The sequence below is a fragment of the Flavobacterium sp. genome, assembly GCF_965284515.1.
In the GTDB taxonomy this organism is placed as follows: Bacteria; Bacteroidota; Bacteroidia; order Flavobacteriales; family Flavobacteriaceae; genus Flavobacterium.
Genome location: NZ_OZ260089.1, coordinates 1,284,440 through 1,306,686, shown reverse-complemented (window position 1 = coordinate 1,306,686; position 22,247 = coordinate 1,284,440). Strand labels below are relative to the sequence as shown.

At 31.5% G+C, this 22,247-nt stretch carries 19 protein-coding genes; 9 read left to right on the top strand and 10 right to left on the bottom strand.

The annotated features are described in order from the left end of the window. The first annotated feature begins 44 nt into the window (after window positions 1–44). Window positions 45–1,190, top strand: coding sequence for an 8-amino-7-oxononanoate synthase (locus tag ACQ65T_RS05950; protein ID WP_430400175.1), 1,146 nt, complete (start codon window positions 45–47; stop codon window positions 1,188–1,190). Window positions 1,191–1,224: 34 nt separating this feature from the next. Here the strand turns inward: ACQ65T_RS05950 and ACQ65T_RS05945 are convergent, their stop codons facing one another. Beyond that, window positions 1,225–3,135 (bottom strand): ABC-F family ATP-binding cassette domain-containing protein, encoded by a 1,911-nt coding sequence (locus ACQ65T_RS05945; protein WP_430400174.1) that lies wholly within the window; start codon window positions 3,133–3,135, stop codon window positions 1,225–1,227. Between the two features lie 68 nt (window positions 3,136–3,203). Here ACQ65T_RS05945 and ACQ65T_RS05940 point away from each other — a divergent pair, with 68 nt between their 5' ends. Next, window positions 3,204–3,596 (top strand): DUF983 domain-containing protein, encoded by a 393-nt coding sequence (locus ACQ65T_RS05940; RefSeq protein WP_430400173.1) that lies wholly within the window; start codon window positions 3,204–3,206, stop codon window positions 3,594–3,596. A gap of 1 nt (window position 3,597) precedes the next feature. Here ACQ65T_RS05940 and ACQ65T_RS05935 read toward each other — a convergent pair whose 3' ends face one another. The 7 genes from ACQ65T_RS05935 to topA all read right to left on the bottom strand — a co-directional run bounded on the left by ACQ65T_RS05935 (window position 3,598) and on the right by topA (window position 13,123). Continuing rightward, window positions 3,598–4,647, bottom strand: a complete 1,050-nt coding sequence (locus ACQ65T_RS05935) for an NAD(P)/FAD-dependent oxidoreductase (protein ID WP_430400172.1) — start codon at window positions 4,645–4,647, stop codon at window positions 3,598–3,600. Window positions 4,648–4,712: 65 nt separating this feature from the next. Next, window positions 4,713–5,600 carry a gliding motility protein GldN gene (gene gldN / locus ACQ65T_RS05930; RefSeq protein WP_430400171.1) on the bottom strand — a complete coding sequence of 296 codons (888 nt, stop codon included), beginning with the start codon at window positions 5,598–5,600 and terminating at the stop codon, window positions 4,713–4,715. A 44-nt stretch (window positions 5,601–5,644) separates the two neighbouring features. After that, window positions 5,645–7,189: a gliding motility protein GldM gene (gldM, locus tag ACQ65T_RS05925; protein WP_430400170.1), complete on the bottom strand. Its 1,545-nt coding sequence runs from the start codon at window positions 7,187–7,189 to the stop codon at window positions 5,645–5,647. Between the two features lie 53 nt (window positions 7,190–7,242). Beyond that, a complete protein-coding gene (gene gldL / locus ACQ65T_RS05920; RefSeq protein WP_430400169.1) occupies window positions 7,243–7,878 on the bottom strand; it encodes a gliding motility protein GldL in 636 nt (211 codons plus the stop codon). Window positions 7,879–7,932: 54 nt separating this feature from the next. Next, window positions 7,933–9,324, bottom strand: a complete 1,392-nt coding sequence (gene gldK, locus ACQ65T_RS05915; RefSeq protein ID WP_430400168.1) for a gliding motility lipoprotein GldK — start codon at window positions 9,322–9,324, stop codon at window positions 7,933–7,935. 142 nt (window positions 9,325–9,466) lie between these two features. After that, a complete protein-coding gene (locus ACQ65T_RS05910) occupies window positions 9,467–10,615 on the bottom strand; it encodes a formimidoylglutamase (RefSeq protein WP_430400167.1) in 1,149 nt (382 codons plus the stop codon). Between the two features lie 3 nt (window positions 10,616–10,618). Continuing rightward, the gene (gene topA / locus ACQ65T_RS05905; RefSeq protein ID WP_430400166.1) at window positions 10,619–13,123 is read right to left on the bottom strand and encodes a type I DNA topoisomerase; all 2,505 of its coding nucleotides are present in this window, start codon (window positions 13,121–13,123) and stop codon (window positions 10,619–10,621) included. A gap of 176 nt (window positions 13,124–13,299) precedes the next feature. On the opposite strand from topA, the gene miaB reads away from it, so the two are divergent. The 7 genes from miaB (at window position 13,300) to groL (ending at window position 19,769) form a co-directional block, all read left to right on the top strand. Further along, a complete protein-coding gene (gene miaB, locus ACQ65T_RS05900) occupies window positions 13,300–14,748 on the top strand; it encodes a tRNA (N6-isopentenyl adenosine(37)-C2)-methylthiotransferase MiaB (RefSeq protein WP_430400165.1) in 1,449 nt (482 codons plus the stop codon). Window positions 14,749–14,750: 2 nt separating this feature from the next. Beyond that, window positions 14,751–16,019: a sigma 54-interacting transcriptional regulator gene (locus ACQ65T_RS05895; RefSeq protein WP_430400164.1), complete on the top strand. Its 1,269-nt coding sequence runs from the start codon at window positions 14,751–14,753 to the stop codon at window positions 16,017–16,019. A gap of 5 nt (window positions 16,020–16,024) precedes the next feature. Continuing rightward, window positions 16,025–16,528 (top strand): LptE family protein, encoded by a 504-nt coding sequence (locus ACQ65T_RS05890; protein ID WP_430400163.1) that lies wholly within the window; start codon window positions 16,025–16,027, stop codon window positions 16,526–16,528. 16 nt (window positions 16,529–16,544) lie between these two features. Continuing rightward, window positions 16,545–17,309, top strand: a complete 765-nt coding sequence (locus ACQ65T_RS05885; protein ID WP_430400162.1) for a tetratricopeptide repeat protein — start codon at window positions 16,545–16,547, stop codon at window positions 17,307–17,309. Beyond that, window positions 17,309–17,668, top strand: coding sequence for a preprotein translocase subunit SecG (gene secG / locus ACQ65T_RS05880; RefSeq protein WP_430401336.1), 360 nt, complete (start codon window positions 17,309–17,311; stop codon window positions 17,666–17,668). The genes ACQ65T_RS05885 and secG overlap by 1 nt, the downstream gene beginning before the upstream one ends. 136 nt (window positions 17,669–17,804) lie before the next feature. After that, complete coding sequence (locus ACQ65T_RS05875) at window positions 17,805–18,083, top strand: co-chaperone GroES (protein ID WP_430400161.1); 279 nt, start codon at window positions 17,805–17,807, stop codon at window positions 18,081–18,083. Window positions 18,084–18,143: 60 nt separating this feature from the next. After that, window positions 18,144–19,769 carry a chaperonin GroEL gene (groL, locus tag ACQ65T_RS05870; RefSeq protein ID WP_430400160.1) on the top strand — a complete coding sequence of 542 codons (1,626 nt, stop codon included), beginning with the start codon at window positions 18,144–18,146 and terminating at the stop codon, window positions 19,767–19,769. Window positions 19,770–19,846: 77 nt separating this feature from the next. On the opposite strand, the gene ACQ65T_RS05865 is transcribed toward groL, so the two are convergent. Together ACQ65T_RS05865 and ACQ65T_RS05860 are read right to left on the bottom strand one after the other, a co-directional pair. Further along, window positions 19,847–20,602 carry a DUF2490 domain-containing protein gene (locus ACQ65T_RS05865; protein ID WP_430400159.1) on the bottom strand — a complete coding sequence of 252 codons (756 nt, stop codon included), beginning with the start codon at window positions 20,600–20,602 and terminating at the stop codon, window positions 19,847–19,849. A 25-nt stretch (window positions 20,603–20,627) separates the two neighbouring features. Next, window positions 20,628–22,226 (bottom strand): SulP family inorganic anion transporter, encoded by a 1,599-nt coding sequence (locus ACQ65T_RS05860; RefSeq protein WP_430400158.1) that lies wholly within the window; start codon window positions 22,224–22,226, stop codon window positions 20,628–20,630. Between the last annotated feature and the right edge of the window lie 21 nt (window positions 22,227–22,247).

The window sequence follows — 22,247 nt, the reverse complement described above, 5'->3', positions numbered from 1 at the left end:
ATTTAATAGCAATCGTCCTATTTTTGCGGGACGATTTTTTTATATTGGAAAACATTACTTTTAAAATATATTCAACCATAGCTACACTTCCTGAAAATTGGGATGAAGTAGCTGCATCAAATCATTTTTTACAAACACCTTATTTACAAGTGTTAGAAGATTCTGCGCCCACTAATATGGAGTGTTTTTACTTAGGAATATTTGAAAAAGATAATTTAGTAGGAGTTCTTCTTTCTCAATATCTAGATTTAAACAAACTTAAGTCATTTGGAGAGAGAGATATTTATATTAAACGAATTGTTAGAAATTTCATTTTTAAAAATTTTGCCTCACATGTACTTTTTTTAGGGAACAATATGATTACCGGACAAAATGCCTATGCATTATCTAAAGAAATTGAACATGAATGTTTAAGCAAATTATTAATTGATTGTAGCAATTCACTTATTCTTTACTTCAAAAATAAAGGCGTTAAAATACATATTGTTTCGTTTAAAGATTTTTACAAACAAAATGCAACTCTGTTTAAAAAGAATGATTTTAAAAACCTTTACGAATTTAACGCACAACCAAATATGATTTTCAATTTGAATGAAAATTGGAAATCAAAAGAAGGTTATGTTGCTGCTTTTACAAAAAAATATAGAGACCAATACAAACGAGCACATAAAAAATATAATGGTGTAATTGAAAAAGAGCTTAGTTTAGAAGATGTTTCTTTATTTGAAGACAGAATCAATGAGCTTTATCATTATGTTGCCAAAAACGCACCTTTTAACACTTTTTTCTTAGCTGACAATCATTTTTCTACATTTAAAGAACAATGTCGAAACAGATTTAAAATTTTTGGTTATTTCTTAAACGATAAACTGGTTGGTTTTCATACCCTTTTGCTTAACGGTGAGGTTTTGGAAACATATTTCCTTGGTTATGATGAAGAGGTTCAAAAAAATAATATGTTGTATTTAAATATGCTTTACAACATGACCGAGTTTGGAATTGAAAACAACTTTAAAAAAATAATATTTGGAAGAACAGCTTTAGAAATAAAAAGTTCAATTGGTGCAGAACCTGTTTATATGTCTGGATTTATTTTACATACTAATTCGTTCTTGAATAAATATATTGGCAAAATATTTCAAAAGCTTGAACCAGACTTAGAATGGAATCAACGTCATCCTTTTAAGTAAAAAAGCCAATTAAATTAATAATTAGCTTTCTTTTTTATAATGAATCAATTTCTTCTTGAACAATTTCCCAATCTTCAAGCAATTGATCTAATTCCTTCTTTTTCTTTTCATAAGCAGTAAAAAAAGATGCATTCTCAATTAGTTTATCATAATTTGAAGCCAATTCTTTATCGTCTTTTTGAATATCATTTTCTAAGTGTTGAATTTGACTTTCAATTTTACTTAATCTATTTTGTAAAGATTTATTTTTCTTTTGATCTTCGTATGATAAACTTTTAGAAGTATTTTTTTCTTTAGGCTTAACCACTTCATCAACCTTTTCAAATGCACGCATATCTTGTGCATTACGTTGCTCCAAAAAGAAATTAATATCTCCTAAATATTCTTTTATTTTTTGATCTTTAAATTCATAAGTGACATTTGCCAAACCTTGCAAAAAGTCTCTATCGTGAGAAACTAGAAGCAATGTTCCTTCATATTTATGCAATGCCGCCTTTAAAACGTTCTTAGACTTAATATCTAAGTGATTGGTTGGTTCATCCATCAAAAGCACATTTATTGGCTGTAAAAGTAGCTTACAAAGCGCCAAACGGTTTCTTTCACCTCCAGACAACACTTTAACCTTCTTTTCTACATCATCACCTCTAAATAGAAACGAACCTAACATATCTCTTACTTTAGATCGATTACTATCGGTTGCCGCTTCAAGCATTGTTTCTAACAAAGTTATTTCACCATTTAAATATTCTGCTTGGTTTTGTGCAAAGTAACCTAATTGCACATTATGACCTAACTTTACATTACCTTCATATTCAAATTCATTTACAATTGCCTTAATGAAAGTAGATTTTCCTTGGCCATTTTGACCTACAAATGCAATTTTACTACCACGCTCAACTAATAGTGAAATATCTTTTAATATAGTCTTATCTCCGTATGACTTTGTTACATGTTCTGCTTCTACTACAACTCTTCCTGGAACTTGAGAAACAGGAAATGAAATATTCATAACAGAGTTATCATCTTCATCCACCTCAATTCGATCAACTTTATCCAATTTTTTAATTAAAGACTGAGCCATTGAGGCTTTAGAGGCTTTAGCTCTAAATTTTTCAATTAACTTCTCAGTTTCTTCAATTTTTTTAGCTTGATTTTTTTGAGTAGCCAATTGTTTTTCGCGAATTTCATGACGCAATTCTAAATATTGTGAATATGGCTTATTGAAGTCATAAGCTTTACCTAATGAAATTTCAATAGTTCTATTGGTAACATTATCTAAAAACATTTTATCATGCGAAACAATGACAACTACTCCTGTGAAATTTCTTAAAAACCCTTCTAACCAAATGATACTTTCAATATCCAAGTGATTTGTAGGCTCATCCAGAAGTAAAATATCATTTGATTGTAAAAGTAATTTCGCCAATTCTATTCTCATTCTCCAACCACCAGAAAAAGTATCGGTTTGGTTATTGAAATCTTCACGTTTAAAACCAAGTCCTAATAATATTTTTTCAGTATCACCAACATAATTATAACCTCCTAAAACATCATAATGATGCGTTACATCACTTAATTCTTCAATAATTTTTAGATATTCATCTGATTCATAATCTGTTCGAGTAACCAGCTGATGATTCAATTCATCTAATTTAAGCTCCGCTCTTTTAATCTCTTCAAATGCTTGATATGCTTCTTCAAGAACAGTTCTTCCTTGTTCAAAATCAATATCTTGACGAAGAAAACCCATTTTAACTTCTTTTTCAGTTGCAATAACACCAGAATCCGGCTTAAAATCACCTGCAAGTATCTTCAACATAGTTGATTTTCCAGCACCATTTTTACCAACTAAACCAACTCTGTCTCCAGAGCCCAGTCTAAAAGTAACTTCTTCAAACAAAAATGTTCCTCCAAAGGAAACCGACAAATTATGAATATTTAGCATCTTATTTTTGTAATAATTGTTACACAGATAGAAACCTTAAATGGTATCTTTGTATAAAATTTTTGCAAATGTTAAAAAAAGGATCCAAACTATATAGTATTTTAACAGGAAGTTGTCCGAAATGTCATGAAGAAAGTATGTATTTGAATGAAAATCCATATAATTTGATGGAAATTTATAAAATGCATGAAAATTGCAGCCATTGCAAGACGAAATATAAAATAGAACCTTCGTTTTTTTATGGCGCTATGTATGTGAGCTATGCTGTAGGAATTGCTTTCGCTGTTGCTGCTTTTATTATTTCTTATATATTTTTTAGTAGTGATTTAAAAACAGCTTTTATTGTAATTATAATATCTCAAATATTACTTATGCCTTTTACGATGAGAGTCTCAAGAAATATCTGGATTAATTTTTTTATTCATTATGACAAAAACAAGAAAACAAAAAAAGAACTATAAACTAGTTCCTTTTTGTATATATCCTGTTGATATTAATTTCATCATCTAATGGAATATTATGCTCAATAAAATTAAACAATTGTTGAGCTAAAAAAGGACCTAACATGACACCTCTAGTTCCAAGTCCATTAAGAATATAAACATTTGAATAATTTGGATGGGAACCCACCAGTGGACGCCTGTCTTTAACAGTTGGACGAACACCTGCAAAATGCTCTAAAACTTCATATTCACAATTGATTAGGTCATTAAGTTTAGATAACAATTCGTTTTTAGCAGAATCAGTTATAGTATTCGTTTTATCATTCCAATCATAAGTTGCACCAACTTTATAACAATCACCCCCAACTGGAATAATGAAAATACTCGAGTTAATAATTGCATCTATATTTAAATTAGGAGCTTTAATCAACAATAATTCACCTTTAGTTCCATCTAATGGTAAATCATTAAAAAATGGATTAGAATGCAACCCGAAGCCTTCAGCAAAAACAAGATGCCTAGCTTTAATATCTTTATAAATGATAAAATTATCTTTAAACTCAAAAAGAGCATAATCAAATCTTTCTGAGAACAATAAATTTTGATCTTTAAGATGCTTAGAATAATTTTCAACTAAACATTTAACATCTAAATAACCTGTATGCAAAACTTCGCCAAAACCAAAATTAGCATTTATAGCTTTATTAGAATTGGTTAATAATACAGTAGAAAGATATGGAGATAAATTTGGCTTATCAGAAGCGTGGAACCAGTTGTTTTGTTCTTCAATTGAATTAAAAACTCTATGAACTGGTAATTTGTAATCAAACTTACAAGAAAGCTTCTCTTCTAAATTTCCATAGAACTTATTAACTAGAATAAGTTGCTCAGTGGCTTTCCAAACTTCACTGAATCTTTTTAAAATAACAGGATTATACATTCCACCTGCAACTCTGGAGGAAGGTTGAGAATTATCATCAAAAACAAGAATTGATTTATTATTACTTTTAGCATATTCAGCAAAAGAAATACCTGCAATTCCAGAACCAACAATTAAATAATCTATCATAATGTAAAAATAAAAAAAACTCTTACCAATGGTAAGAGTTTTTTATGAATTGGAGAAAAACTATATTAATAATTCCACATGTCTTGTTCGAAATCTCTAATTTTTTCTTTAACACGCTCAGATTCTAATAATTGCATTTGAGCATTTTCTTTCATGTAATCTTTTATCAGACGATCACCGTATACATTCTCCTCTAAGTAAATGACACCCGTAAAACGACGCGCATTTAATAAATGATCAAATGTAAATGGCATAGCAGAGTTTCGATCATTGAAAGCTTTAGCTTCATGTAAAACATCTCTTGCAGCAGGGAAATATACCCAGAATAATTCTATGTAATCTTTTACATCATTATTCATTGTAAATACATCCGGAACAACAGGACAAATTCCTAACATTCTGTATTTCAACTCACCTTGACGTTTGTCAAAATACCAATAACCTACAACTTTGTATGCATCAACGTGAAATGCTTCAATTTGAGTCTTAACAATATACTCTTCAGGAATTGATTCACCAGCATTATAATATTCTCTACCAGCATCGGTAGTATCAATAAACACTAAAGAAGCTTCAATATCCTTTAAAGATTTTTTTTCAGTAAAATAACTTGAATCATAAATCTCCGTTATTCTACCATCTTTCATTGCATCGATAAGAACCTTATATAAAGGCTTTCTATCTGGACCTAAATCACCTTCAATTGGGAAATAAAGAGGAAAATTAACACGTTCATCAAGATCAATAATCTCCCAAGTACGTTTACCCATCAAGATATCTCTATCATGAACGTAACCGTAAGGCATTGGTTTATCATTGTCAGCAACTAGTTCAGCTTCCGTCTTTTTACCTATTTGATCAGGTGTTTTTGCATTTAATAAATTAGATTGGGCAAAAGTTAAAGTAGAACTTAAACTTAATGCAACAACTAATATAAGATTTCTCCAATTCATTTTTCTATTCTTTTAGTTTATAATTAAACTCTAAAAGTTAATTATTATTGTACTTCAAATGTACAAGGTGCAGTTTTCTTTAATAAAATAGAACTACCTCTTAATTTAGTTTTAATTTCTGAAATAACAACTAAGTCACCTCTACTTGCTTTAGCTATAGCAGCTTTAGCACGACCATCCATACGAGTTCCTGAAACAACAATAGTTGGTTGACCTGGAACTTTAATGTTAAATCCTACAACATCAATATTTAATTCAAAATCAAAATCTTCTAATTTAGCACCAACAGAAGAAACTTCTAAACTGTTTTTTGGTCCTTTTGCAGAGTATTCTCCACGAATAGTACCCATTGGAGCTGGAATATCTTTAATTCTAAATATTTTTTTATCAGCTACCGGTTTACCATCTGGCAATTTACCAGTAACATTAATTGTAACCTCACGTCCTGAACCAGGATTCATGTTATATTTACCAACACCTGAGCCTTTAGATAAACCAGCACCAGAAGCACTTACTTTATCATCAGAAATACCAGCAAAAGAAATAGTCATAGGGTTAGTTACACCTCTATATACAACATTCATCTTATCTGCAGATATAGTAGCAGAATTTGGTCTTGGTACAACTACATAGTTACCTTTAATTGGTAAACTAACAACTTTACCGTTTTCATCAAAGTTAAAAGAACCAGTAATTTCATGCTCACCAACACTACCAGCATTGAAAGAGAAATTAGCTTGCCCAGCTTCAGCCTTAACAGCTTGTCCATTAACTATAACAGACTTAGCTACTAATGATGGGTCAAATTTACCTAAGATTACTTTTCCTTTAACAGCTTCTCCTTGGAAGAAAGCAGATTTTTCAGGAACAACTATTGGTTGGTATGCAGTTAAAGATGCAGCAGCAACAAGATCTGATTGAAACATTCCACTAATAACATCACTTTCAGTAGTCTTAATATCACCTTGTATTTGAGATAATTTAGTTACTGTAGCAATTAAAGGAAATGCTTTATAATTGTAATCTAACCAGTTTAATGTAGTACCAGCACTCTTAGATTTTACAGGAAGAGTTGCGAATCTTGATTCAATTTTTTTCATTTCAGGATCTGAAATAGAACTACCTCCAGCTTTTTTAATATCTGAAACAAAAGCAGCCATTTTATCCAAAAACTCTTGACCCTCTTTTGTTGGCTTATCACCACTGAACCACATTTCATCAACAACATCACCTTTATCCATAGCTTCAAACGGTAAATTACCATCCTCATCTTTTTCTAAATCTGCTGTAATTTTTGTTTTTATACCCTCAATATAAGCAGAAAAATCTTTAGCTAATTTTCTGATTTTATCAACTTTTGCTTTCTTCTCACCAAATTGACCTGGTTGATCAGCTGCTTTTTGGGCTAATTGTTCAAATGAAGACTGATTACGAACATCAGCAATTCCATTTGATTCTATAATTTTGTTATTTAAAATACCAAAAGCAGATAATACTTCTTTTGACATATTCATAGCTAGCATTGCGATGAAAACCAGATACATTAGGTTTACCATCTTTTGTCTAGGGCTTAATTTTCCTCCTGCCATTTTCGTGTAATTAGTTTTTGATTATTAATTAAGTTAATTTTCGATAAAACTAATTATCCTCTGTTATTCATAGCAGTTAACATTCCACCATAAACAGAGTTTAAAGATGCGATGTTAGAAGTCATAGACTGCATTTGTTCTTTTAATTTAGCAGCGTTATCAGCAATTTCTTTATTAGCTTCAGCGTTTCTAGAAGCACTTTCTAATTGTACTTTATATAAACTGTTTAAAGCCTCCATTTGAGCTGCTGCTTGTGACATCTCTTCAGAATATTTCTTTTGAGAAGCCATTGAATCTACAGTTGGAGAAATGCTTTTAGCAGCACCTTCAAAATTTTTAATGCTTGCTCCTAAGCTTTCCATTAAAGCACCATCAATTTTTGCTTCTTTAAGCATATTATCTAATTTTTGAGATAATAACCCTTGAGCTTCAGCTGGATTTTCTTTTTTGTCTTTTTTATCGTTAGCAACACCATTTGCTAATTCTGGATAAACTAATGTCCAATCTAAATCAGTTTCTGGCTCGTCAAATGCAGATAATCCGAAGATTAATGCTTCAGTAGATAAACCTACAATAAGCATCAAACTTGCACCTGGCCAGTGCATTAATTTAAATAATGCTCCGATAATTACTACTGCCGCTCCCATACCGTAAGCGAAATTCATTGCTTTTTTGCTTAAAAATCCCATAATAAAAAATTTGTTAGTTAGTTAAGTTAAAATATAAAATTGGTTAATATTTAATTATTTAGGTCTGTTTCCAGTTGAACCTGTACCCATATAATCTTGTACAGTTCTAAATCCAATATAACTCCTTGCCGAATCAGCATATTCGAAATCACGTGTTGCAACTTGTAAAAAGTAACCAACATCTTTCCAAGAACCACCTCTTACAACTTTACGTTGATTTTTACGGTCCGGAACATTTGGATTCATAGTAGAAACAAACTCATAAGCAGAAGCATCGTAAGAAGACTCTGTCCACTCAGAAACATTTCCTGCCATGTTGTATAAATTGTAGTTGTTAGGCTCATAAGATCTAGCTTCTACAGTATACAATGCACCATCAGCTGCATAATCACCCCTGTTAGGCTTAAAGTTAGCCATAAAACAACCTCTGTCATTTTTCGCATAAGGACCACCCCAAGGGAAAGTAGCAGATTCTATACCTCCTCTAGCAGCATACTCCCACTCAGCCTCTGTTGGCAAACGGAAAGAATTTACTTGATCTCTACCTTTTTTCTTTTTAATATAAGAATTCTTATACAAAGTTCTCCAAGCACAAAATGCTTTAGCTTGATTCCAAGAAACCCCTACTACAGGATATTCTCCATATGCTTGATGCCAAAAATAATCATTATGCATTGGCTCATTGTATGAATATGCAAAATCTTTTATCCAAGCAGTTGTATCAGGATACACTTCAATAGGCTTAGTATTCTCATAAAGACCTTTACGACCTTTTTTCTTAACAGCTTGATTCCAATCTGCTTCTCTGTATTTAAATTTCAATTTTGAAACATCCATTGTCTTCAAACCATTATATGATTCAGACTCTGGCAAATACATTGAATCCATTACCTCAACATAATATTCATCTGGATATTTTTGAGGATCATCAAGTAATTTAATTTTTTTATTTAGCTTTCTACCAGCATACATATCGTCATCTGTACCAATACTGTAGTAATTTTCATACATGTATTTATCGTAAGCAGACATCTCTTCAACATTTGCATCAGCAAAAGCATAATCCCCGATACTTCCACCGTCTTTACCACTTCTACCTCCTTCAGCAGGCTTTTGACCAACCTCATCAGCTAGAATAGCTAATCTTGTTCTAATTGTTGAATCTTTTACCCATTCAATAAATTGACGGTACTCACTATTAGTTATTTCAGTTTCATCCATGTAAAATGAACGAACAGTAACTGTCTTTGTAGGAGCATCTTGGATATTAGCTAAATCGTCGTCAGATTTACCCATAATAAAGGCACCTCCTGGAATTAAAGTCATTCCATAAGGCTTTTCTGGGTGCCATTTTTTTCCTTTGACACCTACTAACTCACCTCTATCTCCTTTACTACAACTAGCTAGGGATGACAAAATCAACGTAAATGCAACTAACTTCTTCATATAAACTGGGTTAATTATAATTTCTATTTTAAAGGCGTAAACCTATTTAATAATTTTGAAAAAAACAATTATTTTTAAAAAAAATCTTAAAAATTTATTAAAATTTACAAAATCATGTACTTTATTTTTTAACACAAACGCATTAAACTATGTTTCTTCTTTGGGCTTTCCACCATCTTTCAGGCATTTCTCCCTCACATGAAGCTAAATAATCATTATACGAACATGGTAATAACGTATTTCTTTTTAATTTATTATTAACATTTGTCAAAATTGGTATTTCAATCCACCATCTACTTGTTTTATCACTTTTATAAAACACCAACTCATCATCATCAATTATAACCGTATACTTTAAATAATTCTCTTTACTCCCAAAAGGATACTCATTTGATCTAAAACTATAGCCTTCAAAAAAATACCATACAACTTGAGCGACTAGATTATACTCTACAAGTGTATCATTAAAATTAAAAACACCAAATACAGAAACTTTATCACTTATTCCAGCATACCTTGACAATGCACAAATTTCTTTTCCTGTAAACCCATTTGGGTTAAATTCTTGAAAATTACCTGAAAAAGAAGACTGTACTGATGTCATATCAACACTTACAATATCAGCATCTCTTAGGACAGGTTCTGCAACCGTTAAGTTATTCGAAACTTCACCAAGGCGATAAGCCTCAAAATAAAGTTTATCCATTAAATCTATCTCTTCTTGAGAATTAAAATAAGTTTGAAAACCAATATTGCTGTAGTTAAACAGATTATTTGGCTCTTCAACGATTATATTTGTCAAGAATGAGTCTGCCAAGTTACTATTTTCTTTTGATATATCAAATTTATTATCAACAGAAACAAAATTCACCATTTGATCTAATCCATCGAAAGACCTATATAATGGATAAGACAAATCCTGACTCCCTCCTATTACAATAGGAACTATTTTTTTTCTTAATAGATCCTCACAAATTGTTTGAACTAAAAAATAAGTATCATTCAAAGACTCTCCTGCTTCAATATTACCTAAATCTGCAATTGAAACATTCCAATTCCCTGGAAATAATCGATACAATACTTTTCTAAAACCCTCCAAAGAATCACTAGAATTTTCTTTATTACTGCCCCTAAACTCATTTACACCTATTATAGCTACAGAAATTGTCTCTAAATTAGGAAAATCAGACTTTGTATGGAAAGTGATTTTTTTACCTAAACATTGAACAGACAAACTGTCTAAATATTCAGTAAATGATTTTGATAATGGTTGTAGAAAATCAAAAACCATATATTACTTTTTTGTAGTTGCTTTTTTCTTAGCTGGGGCTTTCTTCTTAGCTGATGTTTTTTTTGCAGGAGCTTTCTTCTCAATCATTTCCTTAACTTCATCTAAAGTTAAAGCTTTTGCATCTACATCTTTACTTAATTCAATTTTTACTTTGCCTTTTAAGATAACAGATCTTCCCCAACGTGCTTTTTCAACTTTAATACCTTCCTCTTTCCAATCGTGAATTACCTTATCTATCTCTTTTTGAATTTTATCTTCAATAAGCTCAACAATATCTTTTTGAGATAAATTATCGAAATTGTACTTTTTATTTACATTAATGAAAATTCCATTCCACTTTAAAAACGGTCCGAATCTACCAACTCCTTTTTGAACCGGTAATTCTTGAAAAGTTGCAATTGGAGCATCAGCTGCTTCTTTTTCTGCAATTAGCTCTATTGCTCTATCAAATGTAACATCTAAAGGATCTTCTCCTTTAGGCAAAGAAATGAAAATTTTTCCAAATCGTACATAAGGTCCAAAACGCCCATTATTTACCTCTACTTCTTCATCTTTATATGAACCTAGATTTTTTGGCAATAAAAACAAATTTAAAGCTTCTTCTAAACTAATTGTACCTATATTTTGATCAGACATTAAACTTGCAAATTGTTTCTCTTCATCCTCTGCGTCACCAATTTGCGCCATTGGACCAAATTTACCCAAACGCACAGAAATTGGCTTACCTGATTTTGGATCAGTACCTAAAATTCGCTCTCCGCTTTCTCTATCAGCATTTTCCTCTACATCAACAACATTTGGATGAAATTTAGAATAAAACTCATTCATCATGTTTGCCCAATCAATATTTCCTTCTGCAATTTCATCAAAATCTTGCTCTACTTTTGCAGTAAAGTTATAATCTAAAATTGTTGAGAAATTTTTAACTAAAAAATCATTTACAATTGTACCAATATCAGTAGGCACTAATTTACCTTTATCAGATCCTACATTTTCAGTTAAAACCTGTGATTTTATAGTTGAAGCTAATAAAGATATTTGTGTATACTTTCTTTCTAAACCTTCAGAGCTTCCTTTTTCAACATAATTACGATTAATAATCGTCGAAATAGTTGGCGCATAAGTTGATGGACGACCAATCCCTAATTCTTCTAATTTTTTAACCAAAGCAGCCTCAGTATATCGAGCTGGTGGTCTTGAAAAACGTTCGGTTGCCTGAATAAAAGTATTTGTTAATTTTTCATTTATTTTCATTGCAGGAAGCATCCCTTCTTGTTCTTCTTCATCATCATCATGCCCTTCAAGATATACTTTTAAGAACCCTTCAAATTTGATCACCTCTCCACTTGCAGCAAAAATTTCTTTGTGATTATTAGCTTCAATTTTAACATTTGTACGCTCTAATTGCGCCTCACTCATTTGAGAAGCCAAAGTTCTCTTCCAAATTAAATCATATAATCGTGCTTGATCTCTATCTATATTAACAGTATGCAAAGACATATCTGTGGGACGAATTGCTTCATGGGCTTCTTGAGCACCTTTGCTTTTCGAAGTATAATTTCTTGGCTTGCTGTATTCTTTACCATATGAACGAATAATTTCTGCCTCTGCAGAAGCCATTGCTTCATTCGATAGATTAACACTATCCGTTCTCATATAAGTAATCAAACCGGCTTCATATAAACGTTGAGCAATTTGCATGGTGATTCCAACTGGCAAATATAATTTACGAGCAGCTTCTTGTTGCAAAGTTGAAGTTGTAAAAGGTGCAGCAGGGGATTTTTTTGTTGGTTTCTTTTCTAAATCCGCTACCTTATAAATAGAACCTATATTTTTTTGCAAAAAATCTTCTGCTTCTTTCTTTGTATTAAAATTTTTAGGAAGTTTCGCTTTAAATGATTTTCCCGCTTCATTGGTAAATTCAGCCGTGATAGAGTAGGTTCCTTGAGGATTAAACTCTTGTATTTCTCTTTCACGTTCTACAATTAATCGAACAGAAACAGACTGAACTCTTCCTGCAGACAAACCGCCTTTTACTTTTTTCCACAATACTGGTGACAACTCATAACCTACTAATCTATCTAGAACTCTACGAGCTTGTTGAGCATTTACTAGGTTATAATCAATTCCTCTTGGATTTTCAATTGCTTTCTGTATTGCCGATTTAGTAATTTCATGAAAAACAATTCGCTTAGTTTTGTCTTTATCTAATTTAAGTTCTTCAGCTAAATGCCAAGAAATAGCCTCTCCTTCACGGTCTTCATCGGAAGCCAACCAAACCATATCGGCTTTCTTTGATAAGTCTTTTAGTTTTTTTACTAAAGCCTTTTTATCAGAAGAAACTTCATATTTAGGCTTAAACCCATTTTCTACATCCACTCCTATCTCTTTAGAAGGCAAGTCTGCAATATGTCCATAACTAGATTCAACTTGAAAATCTTTACCTAAAAATTTCTCTATTGTTTTTGCCTTTGCAGGTGACTCAACTATTACTAAATTCTTCGCCATTATAAAGTTTGTTTGGCGCAAAAGTATGGGTTTTTTTTAAATTTTAAGTTTTTAGAAAAAAAATTACGTTAAGATTTTACTTTTTCAAGTCAAAATACATCACGAAAAATCTGTCAAGTTGTCATATTTTACTTTTTAGTATTATCTTTGCAATTGCAAAAAGAGAAACAACTTTTATGGAAAAGATAATTGACGAGAACAAACAAGGCACTAAACTTGTTTTGGAAGAAAAAAAAGAAAATACTAAAAAGCTTTTTATAGAAAGTTACGGTTGTGCTATGAATTTCTCTGACAGTGAAATTGTAGCATCAATACTTAACAACCAAGGTTACAATACTACTCAAAATTTAGAAGAAGCAGATTTAGTTTTGGTAAACACTTGCTCTATTAGAGACAAGGCAGAACAAACTATAAGAAAAAGACTTCAGAAATATAACGCCGTAAAACGAGATATTAATCCAAGCATGAAAGTTGGGGTTCTTGGTTGTATGGCAGAGCGTTTAAAAGAAAAATTCTTAGAGGAAGAAAAAATAGTAGATCTAGTTGTAGGTCCGGATGCTTACAAAGACATCCCAAATTTATTAAATGAAGTAGAAGAAGGAAGGGACGCAATAAACGTAATCCTTTCAAAGGAAGAAACTTACGGAGACATTTCTCCCGTTCGTTTAAACAGTAACGGAATTAATGCGTTTGTATCTATTACTCGAGGATGTGACAATATGTGTACTTTTTGCGTAGTCCCTTTTACAAGAGGACGAGAACGAAGCAGAGAACCACAAAGTATTTTAGATGAAATTTCTGATTTATGGAATAGAGGTTTTAAAGAAGTTTGTTTATTAGGCCAAAACGTAGACAGTTACTTATGGTATGGAGGCGGACTTAAAAAAGATTTCGACAAAGCCTCAGAAATGCAAAAAGCAACTTCTGTAGATTTTGCGCAGTTATTAGATATGTGCGCAAAAGCATTTCCTAAAATGCGTTTCCGTTTCTCAACCTCTAACCCACAAGACATGCATGAAGAAGTTTTACATGTAATTGCAAAACATAATAATGTATGTAACTATATTCATCTTCCCGTTCAAAGTGGTAGCACAAGAATTTTAAAAGAAATGAATCGCCAACATACACGAGAAGAATATATGGCTTTGGTTGACAAAATCAAACAAATAATCCCAGGATGTTCTATTTCACAGGATTTGATAACAGGCTTCCCTACTGAGACTGAAGAAGACCATCAAGATACTTTATCACTAATGAAATATGTAAATTATGACTTTGGTTATATGTTTGCTTATTCTGAAAGACCTGGAACACTTGCCGCAAGAAAACTAGTAGACGATGTCCCTGAAGTAGTAAAAAAACGTAGACTTCAAGAAGTGGTAGATTTACAACAAGAATTATCTTTAGAAAGAACACAACGATTTTTAGGAAAAACAGTTGAAATATTAATTGAGAAAGAATCCAAAAAATCAAACAAACATTGGTCAGGAAGAAATTCGGAAAATACTGTAGCTGTTTTCCCAAAAGAAAACTACAAACCCGGTGATTTTGTTTTAGTAAAAATAAACGATTGTACTACTGCTACATTAATAGGTGAAGCGGTCGGATATTCTGAAATGCAATAATTATGGAATCAATACAAGCCATAAAACAGCGATTTGAGATTATTGGAAATGATCCAAAACTAAATCGCGCCATAGAAAAAGCAATTCAAGTTGCTCCAACTGATATTTCCGTGTTAGTTACCGGGGAAAGTGGTGTTGGAAAAGAGAGTATGCCAAAAATCATACATTCGCTTTCTCACCGTAAACACGCAAAATATATAGCAGTAAATTGTGGTGCGATTCCAGAAGGAACAATTGATAGTGAACTTTTCGGACATGAAAAGGGTTCTTTTACAGGAGCAACAAATGCACGTGATGGTTATTTTGAAGTAGCCGATGGAGGAACAATTTTTTTAGATGAAGTTGGTGAATTACCGCTAACTACTCAAGTTCGATTACTGCGTGTATTAGAAAATGGTGAGTTCATTAAAGTTGGTTCATCAAAAGTCCAAAAAACAAATGTAAGAATAGTAGCAGCTACAAACGTTAATATGTTTGAAGCCATAGAAAAAGGGAAATTTAGAGAAGATTTATATTATCGTTTAAGCACAGTTGAAATCTTATTACCGCCTTTAAGAGAAAGAAAGGAAGACATTCATTTATTATTTAGAAAATTTGCTGCTGATTTTGCCCACAAATATAAAATGCCTCCAATAAAACTATCAAATGAAGCCGTTCAATATCTGGTAAATTACAGATGGGGAGGAAACATTAGACAATTAAGAAATATTGCAGAACAAATTTCTGTATTAGAAACCAATAGAGAAACTTCTATACAAACACTAAAAGGTTACTTACCACAACAAGGAAGCAATTTACCTTCACTGGTTAATACAAAAAAATCTGAGAACGATTTTAGCAATGAACGTGAAATACTTTATAAAGTTCTCTTTGACATGAAGAGTGATTTAAATGACTTGAAAAAATTAACTCTAGAACTAATGCAAAGTGGCAACTCTAAAGTTCAAGAAGACCATAAAAATTTAATTAAAAGAATTTACGATAAAAATGAAGATAGTTCTATCTTTGAAAAAGAGAAAAAGAGCGAATTACTTCCAGCAACTTCAAATGAAATTATTCAAGAAGAATTTTTAGACAATGAAGAAGATGATTCAAATTATCTTTTTGCAGAAACCGTCGAAGAAGAAGAAACATTAAGTCTTGAAGCAAAAGAGATTGAGCTTATCAAAAAATCATTAGAACGCAATAATGGAAAAAGAAAAGTGGCAGCAGATGAATTAGGAATTTCTGAAAGAACACTATATAGAAAGATCAAACAATACGATTTATAAATATCATGAAAAAAGGAATTTACATTTTACTAATTGGAATAACCTTAACTCTAAACGGTTGTGGCGTTTATAATTTTACTGGTACAGGACAAATTGATGCAGATACATTTCAAGTAAATTACTTTCAAAACAATGCAGATTTAGTTGAACCGGGAATTGAACGAACATTTACCATAAGATTGCAAGAAATTTTACAAAATCAAACGAGTTTAAATCTTACTAATCAAGGCGGCGATTTATTATATGAAGGTGAAATTGTTGAATATAGAATCACTCCGATGTCAGCAACTTCAAATCAAACAGCTGCTCAAAATAGGCTAACAATTGCTATTAATGTTCGCTTTTCAAATAAAAACAAGGAAGAAGATAATTTTGAAAGACGTTTTTCTTTTTTCCATGATTATGATGCAAATGAACAAATGACAGGAAGTAGATTATCAGCTGCTCTTGATGAAATTTTTGAAAGAATCACTCAGGACATATTTAATGAATCATTAGCAAAATGGTAATTTAAAAAACAATAATTTGAACACTAACGACATTACATATATCCTTAATAAACCCTATGCCTTAAATGAAAAGCAAACCATTGCATTGGAAGCAGTTCTTCATGAGTTTCCTTATTTTCAAGCTGCAAGAGTATTACATTTAAAAGGACTATTAAATCAAGATAGTTTTAGATATAACTATGAGTTAAAAAAAACAGCAGCAAATACAACTGACAGAACAATACTTTTTGAGTTTATAACTTCAAATGAGTTTACGACAATTCAAAATAACTTAATTGACGAACAAATAGAAAACATCAACAATATAAGTGTTGTTCAAAGCGAAATAATTGAAGAAAGAAGAAATCTAGATACTGAAAAGACAGAAGAAAATGAATTAGAAATTGGCAAACCTTTAGCTTTTGAAGACACAGAAAAGCATTCGTTTCAGGAATGGCTTCAATTAACTAAAATAGCACCAATTGAAAGAGAAGAATCTTCTGAAATCGAAGAATTTAAAGAAGAAAAACAAAAAAAGATAGAAATTATTGACCGATTTATAGAGTTAAATCCAAAAATTTCTCCTGTAAAAGAAAGCGTCAAAACTCCTTCTAACATTAACATAAATAACGATGAACCAACACACTTAATGACCGAAACGTTGGCCAAAGTGTATTTAGAACAAAAAAAATTCAACAAAGCAATACAAGCTTATGAGATTTTAATTTTGAAATATCCAGAAAAAAGTAGTTTCTTTGCAGACCGAATAAAAAAAATAAAAGATTTACAACAAAATAATTAATTATGGGATTCACAGGTTTTTTAATCGCAATAGCATTAGTTTGCTTTTTATTAATATTAGCAATTATGGTTCAAAACCCTAAAGGTGGTGGATTATCTTCTTCTTTTGGAGGTTCACAACAAATGGGTGGAGTTCAAAAAACTACAGACTTTTTAGACAAAAGTACTTGGACACTAGGTGGTATTTTAATTGCATTAATATTATTATCTACACTTGCTTTTAATAATGGAAACACAAGTGGTTCAAAAATATTAGGAAATGACGATGCAGTAGCCCCTACTACAACTATCGCTCCTACACCTGAAGCTACTCAACAAGCTGCTGAAACTCCAACTTCAACTGAAGAAGAAGCAAAATAGGCTATAACAATATTTTAAAAATGCCAGCATGTCAGTGCTGGCATTTTTTTTACAAGAAAAATTGTCAGAAAAGTGCTTTGGCATAATTTCTGACCAACTTTAACCATTAAAATTAAATTAAAAAATATAATAAATTATGTCACTAAACATTAAACCACTTTCAGATCGCGTAGTTATAGCACCAATGGCTGCTGAAACTACAACTGCTTCAGGATTAATTATTCCTGACACTGCAAAAGAGAAACCTCAAAAAGGAACTGTTGTTGCAGTTGGAAACGGTAAAAAAGATCACACAATGACTGTTAAAGTTGGAGACACAGTATTGTATGGAAAATATTCTGGTACAGAATTGAAATATGAAGGTATAGATTATCTTATAATGAAAGAAGAAGAAATTTACGCAATTTTAGGTTAAAAAACACATAATAAAAAACCAACTTAAAGCTTATTGTTTAAAGTTTAAAACACAATTAAAATGGCAAAAGATATAAAATTTGATATAGACGCAAGAGACGGACTAAAAAGAGGTGTTGATGCCTTAGCAAATGCTGTAAAAGTTACTTTAGGTCCTAAAGGAAGAAACGTAATTATTAGCAAATCATTTGGCGGACCATCAGTTACAAAAGATGGTGTTTCTGTAGCAAAAGAAATTGAATTAGCTGATCCATTAGAAAACATGGGCGCTCAAATGGTGAAAGAAGTTGCTTCTAAAACGAATGATTTAGCTGGAGATGGAACAACAACAGCTACAGTTCTTGCACAAGCAATTGTAAAAGAAGGTTTAAAAAATGTTGCTGCCGGCGCTAACCCTATGGATTTAAAAAGAGGTATCGACAAAGCTGTTGAAGCTATTGTTGAAGACCTTGGAAAGCAATCACAAACAGTGGGTAGCTCTACAGATAAAATAAAACAAATTGCATCTATATCAGCAAACAATGATGAAGTTATTGGTGAGTTAATTGCTAGCGCTTTTAGTAAAGTAGGTAAAGAAGGTGTAATTACTGTTGAAGAAGCTAAAGGAACAGATACTTATGTTGATGTTGTAGAAGGAATGCAATTTGATAGAGGTTATTTATCTCCATACTTTGTAACTGATGCAGATAAAATGGTGGCTGAATTAAACAACCCGTATATTTTATTATTCGATAAAAAAATATCAAACTTACAAGAGTTATTACCTATACTTGAGCCAGTTGCTCAATCTGGAAAACCTTTATTAATTATTGCAGAAGATGTAGACGGTCAAGCACTTGCAACTTTAGTGGTTAACAAATTAAGAGGTGGATTAAAAATTGCTGCTGTAAAAGCTCCTGGTTTTGGAGACAGAAGAAAAGCAATGTTAGAAGATATCGCAATTTTAACAGGAGGAACTGTTATCGCAGAAGAAAGTGGGTATTCACTAGAAAATGCTACATTAGAAATGCTAGGTACAGCAGAAAATGTTACAATTGACAAAGATAACACAACTATTGTGAATGGAGCTGGATCTCCTGATAACATTAAGGCAAGAGTAAACCAAATCAAAGCTCAAGTTGAAACTACAACTTCTGATTATGATAAAGAAAAATTACAAGAGCGTTTAGCTAAATTAGCAGGCGGAGTTGCTGTACTATATGTTGGTGCCGCTTCTGAAGTAGAAATGAAAGAGAAAAAAGACAGAGTTGATGATGCTTTACATGCAACTAGAGCTGCTGTTGAAGAAGGAATTGTTGCTGGTGGTGGTGTTGCTTTAGTTAGAGCAAAAGCTGTTTTAGCTAAATTAAAGGCTGAAAATGCTGACGAAGCTACTGGTATTCAAATTGTAAACAAAGCTGTTGAAGCGCCTTTAAGAACAATTGTGGAGAATGCTGGAGGAGAAGGATCAGTTGTTATTGCTAAAGTATTAGAAGGAAAAACTGATTTTGGTTATAATGCTAAAACAGGAGAATATGTTCAAATGCTAAAAGCAGGTATTATCGATCCTAAAAAAGTTACAAGAGTAGCACTTGAAAATGCAGCTTCAGTATCAGGAATGATTCTTACAACAGAATGTGCACTTATTGACATTAAAGAAGACACACCTGCTATGCCAATGGGCGGAGGAATGCCTGGAATGATGTAATACATTAAACCTACATAATCAAAAATCCCGATGAAAATTTCTTATCGGGATTTTTTTTTATAAACTAACTTCAAATATTACAAGTTAAAATTTCTTACAAAAGTAGTTTGAATAATTGGTGTAGAAACATAAACATTATTTCCTAAAACATCCCACTGATTCATATAGCCTAATTGAATATTTGTTTTTGGACTAAACTTATATCCTAAACCTAAATACAACCAATTTCTAGAAAAAGATTTTGGCGCCAATTTATCAGTTTGTGAAATCCAAATTTCATCAAAACCTTGAAAGAAAAGTTCATTTCCATTTGATAATGTTTTAATTGGTGCATTGACAGTAAGTCGATATCTGAAACGATTCGCATAATCTGTCCCATTTTTAGAATATGAATCATCTGTATTTAAACCAACTGTATCAAACCATCTGTTTTCTTGTCGAAATCGGTGTTGGAATTTCACTTTATTAGATTCATGCTTTAATAAAACTTGCTCCCAAATATTATTTTCGACTACACCAATTTTCGGATTAGGATTTGGGTCATTTGGCTTATTATTAATATAAGAATAACCAAAGCTAAACTCAATATTTTTATTCAAATGATAATCAATTGAAGGTCTCCATAAAAAAGTTCCCTGCTCATTCATAAACGCTCCTAGACGCTCGTGAAATTCATTTGAAACGCTCCATTTAGAATTAATATTTAATCTATTCAATATTGTGAACCAAGTATTGGTATCATCTCTTAAAATAGTCTCATTTTGCCCACTACTTTTTTGTGAACTTAAAAAGACCAGTGTAATAATCGCTATATTTTTAAATAAATTTTTCATTTTAATAAATAAAATTAAATAATTATTATTTAAACTTTCTTGAAGAAAGTGGGTGATCTGATAAAGGTTTGTGGTTTTCTAAACCAACAATTGTTACAACTCCATTTCCATTTGATTCATAATCATGTTTAAAATGTTCTAAATTTTCCATGACAGAATGATCTACAAGTTTAGTCTTTTTCAAATCAATAGTTATATTAAATCCTGGAGGAATTGATTCTAATTTACTTTTAACGCCTAAATAATTAGTAAAAACAGCAGCTTTATCAATCTCAACTAAATAATTATTCCCTTCAAAAGAAACCAAAGTAGGAGCTTTAAACATTGAGTTTATAGGTGTCCCATTAAACAAGTGAATAATCATTTTTAATACAATCCCAGCTGCAATACCTACTAATAGATCCTCAAATAATGTAAAGAAAATTGTAACTAAAAAAATAGCCAGTTGTTCTTTTCCAATCTGAAATGTATGAATAAACTCTTTTGGATGAGCTAATTTAATTCCAACAGTGATCAACATGGCAGCTAAAGCAGCATTTGGAATCATTTCTAAAATTGGAGCAGCTAATAAAACAAAAGCTAAAATAAACATCCCATGAAAGAAATTTGCCCATCGTGTTTGTGCTCCATTATTTACATTTGATGAAGAACGAGCAACTTCAGAAATCATAGGTAAACCTCCTAGAAAGGCAGCAAAAGTGTTTCCTATTCCAACTGCTATTAGATCTTTATTCATATCTGATTTTCGTTTAAAAGGATCTAGCAAATCAATTGCCTTAACCGTTAAAAGTGATTCTAAAGTTCCAACTAAAGCAAACATTATAACATACTTAATAAAAACTCCTGTTTGTGATAATCCTGCAAAACTAGCATTCATCACTAAACAATCAACAAAATTTCCAATTTTAACTAAAGCATAATCAGGCTCAGTTTCTTTGAAATGCATAAATAATTCGCATGGGATAGCAAATAAAAGGACCACTAATGGCGCAGGAATCATCTTAATGTTTTTATTTTTAATGTATGGCCAACCCAACATAATTGCTAAACTAATAACTCCAATGATAGAAGCTTTTGGATCTAAATTCATAATGAAATTTGGAATATTTGCCAATAATTCAATTGGTCCTTTTCCTTTTCCTAAAATAGGATCATCGTTTAATAAAACAGGGATTTGCTTAGCTATAATTATTATCCCAATCGCTGCAAGCATTCCGTGAATTGCAGAAAGAGGAAAGAAATCAGCTAATTTACCTAGTTTAAAAACACCAAATAAAATTTGAACTATTCCAGCAACAACCATTGCTCCTAGAGCTAATTTCCAACCAAGAACATTATCACCTTGACCAAATTCAGCAACCGAACCTGCTACAATAACAATTAAACCTGCAGCTGGCCCTTTTATTGTTAATCTTGATCCCATAAAAAAGCTTACAACAATACCCCCAATAATTGCTGTTAACAAACCCATTACTGGAGGAAATTCTGATGCCTTAGCAATACCTAAACTTAATGGTAATGCCAATAAAAAAACAATAAAACCAGAAATTGCATCTGCTTTAAAATTCTCTTTTAATCCCGCTAATCCGTCAGCAGGTATATATTTTTTAACTTGTGTATTCATTATGTTTTTATTTATATTCTA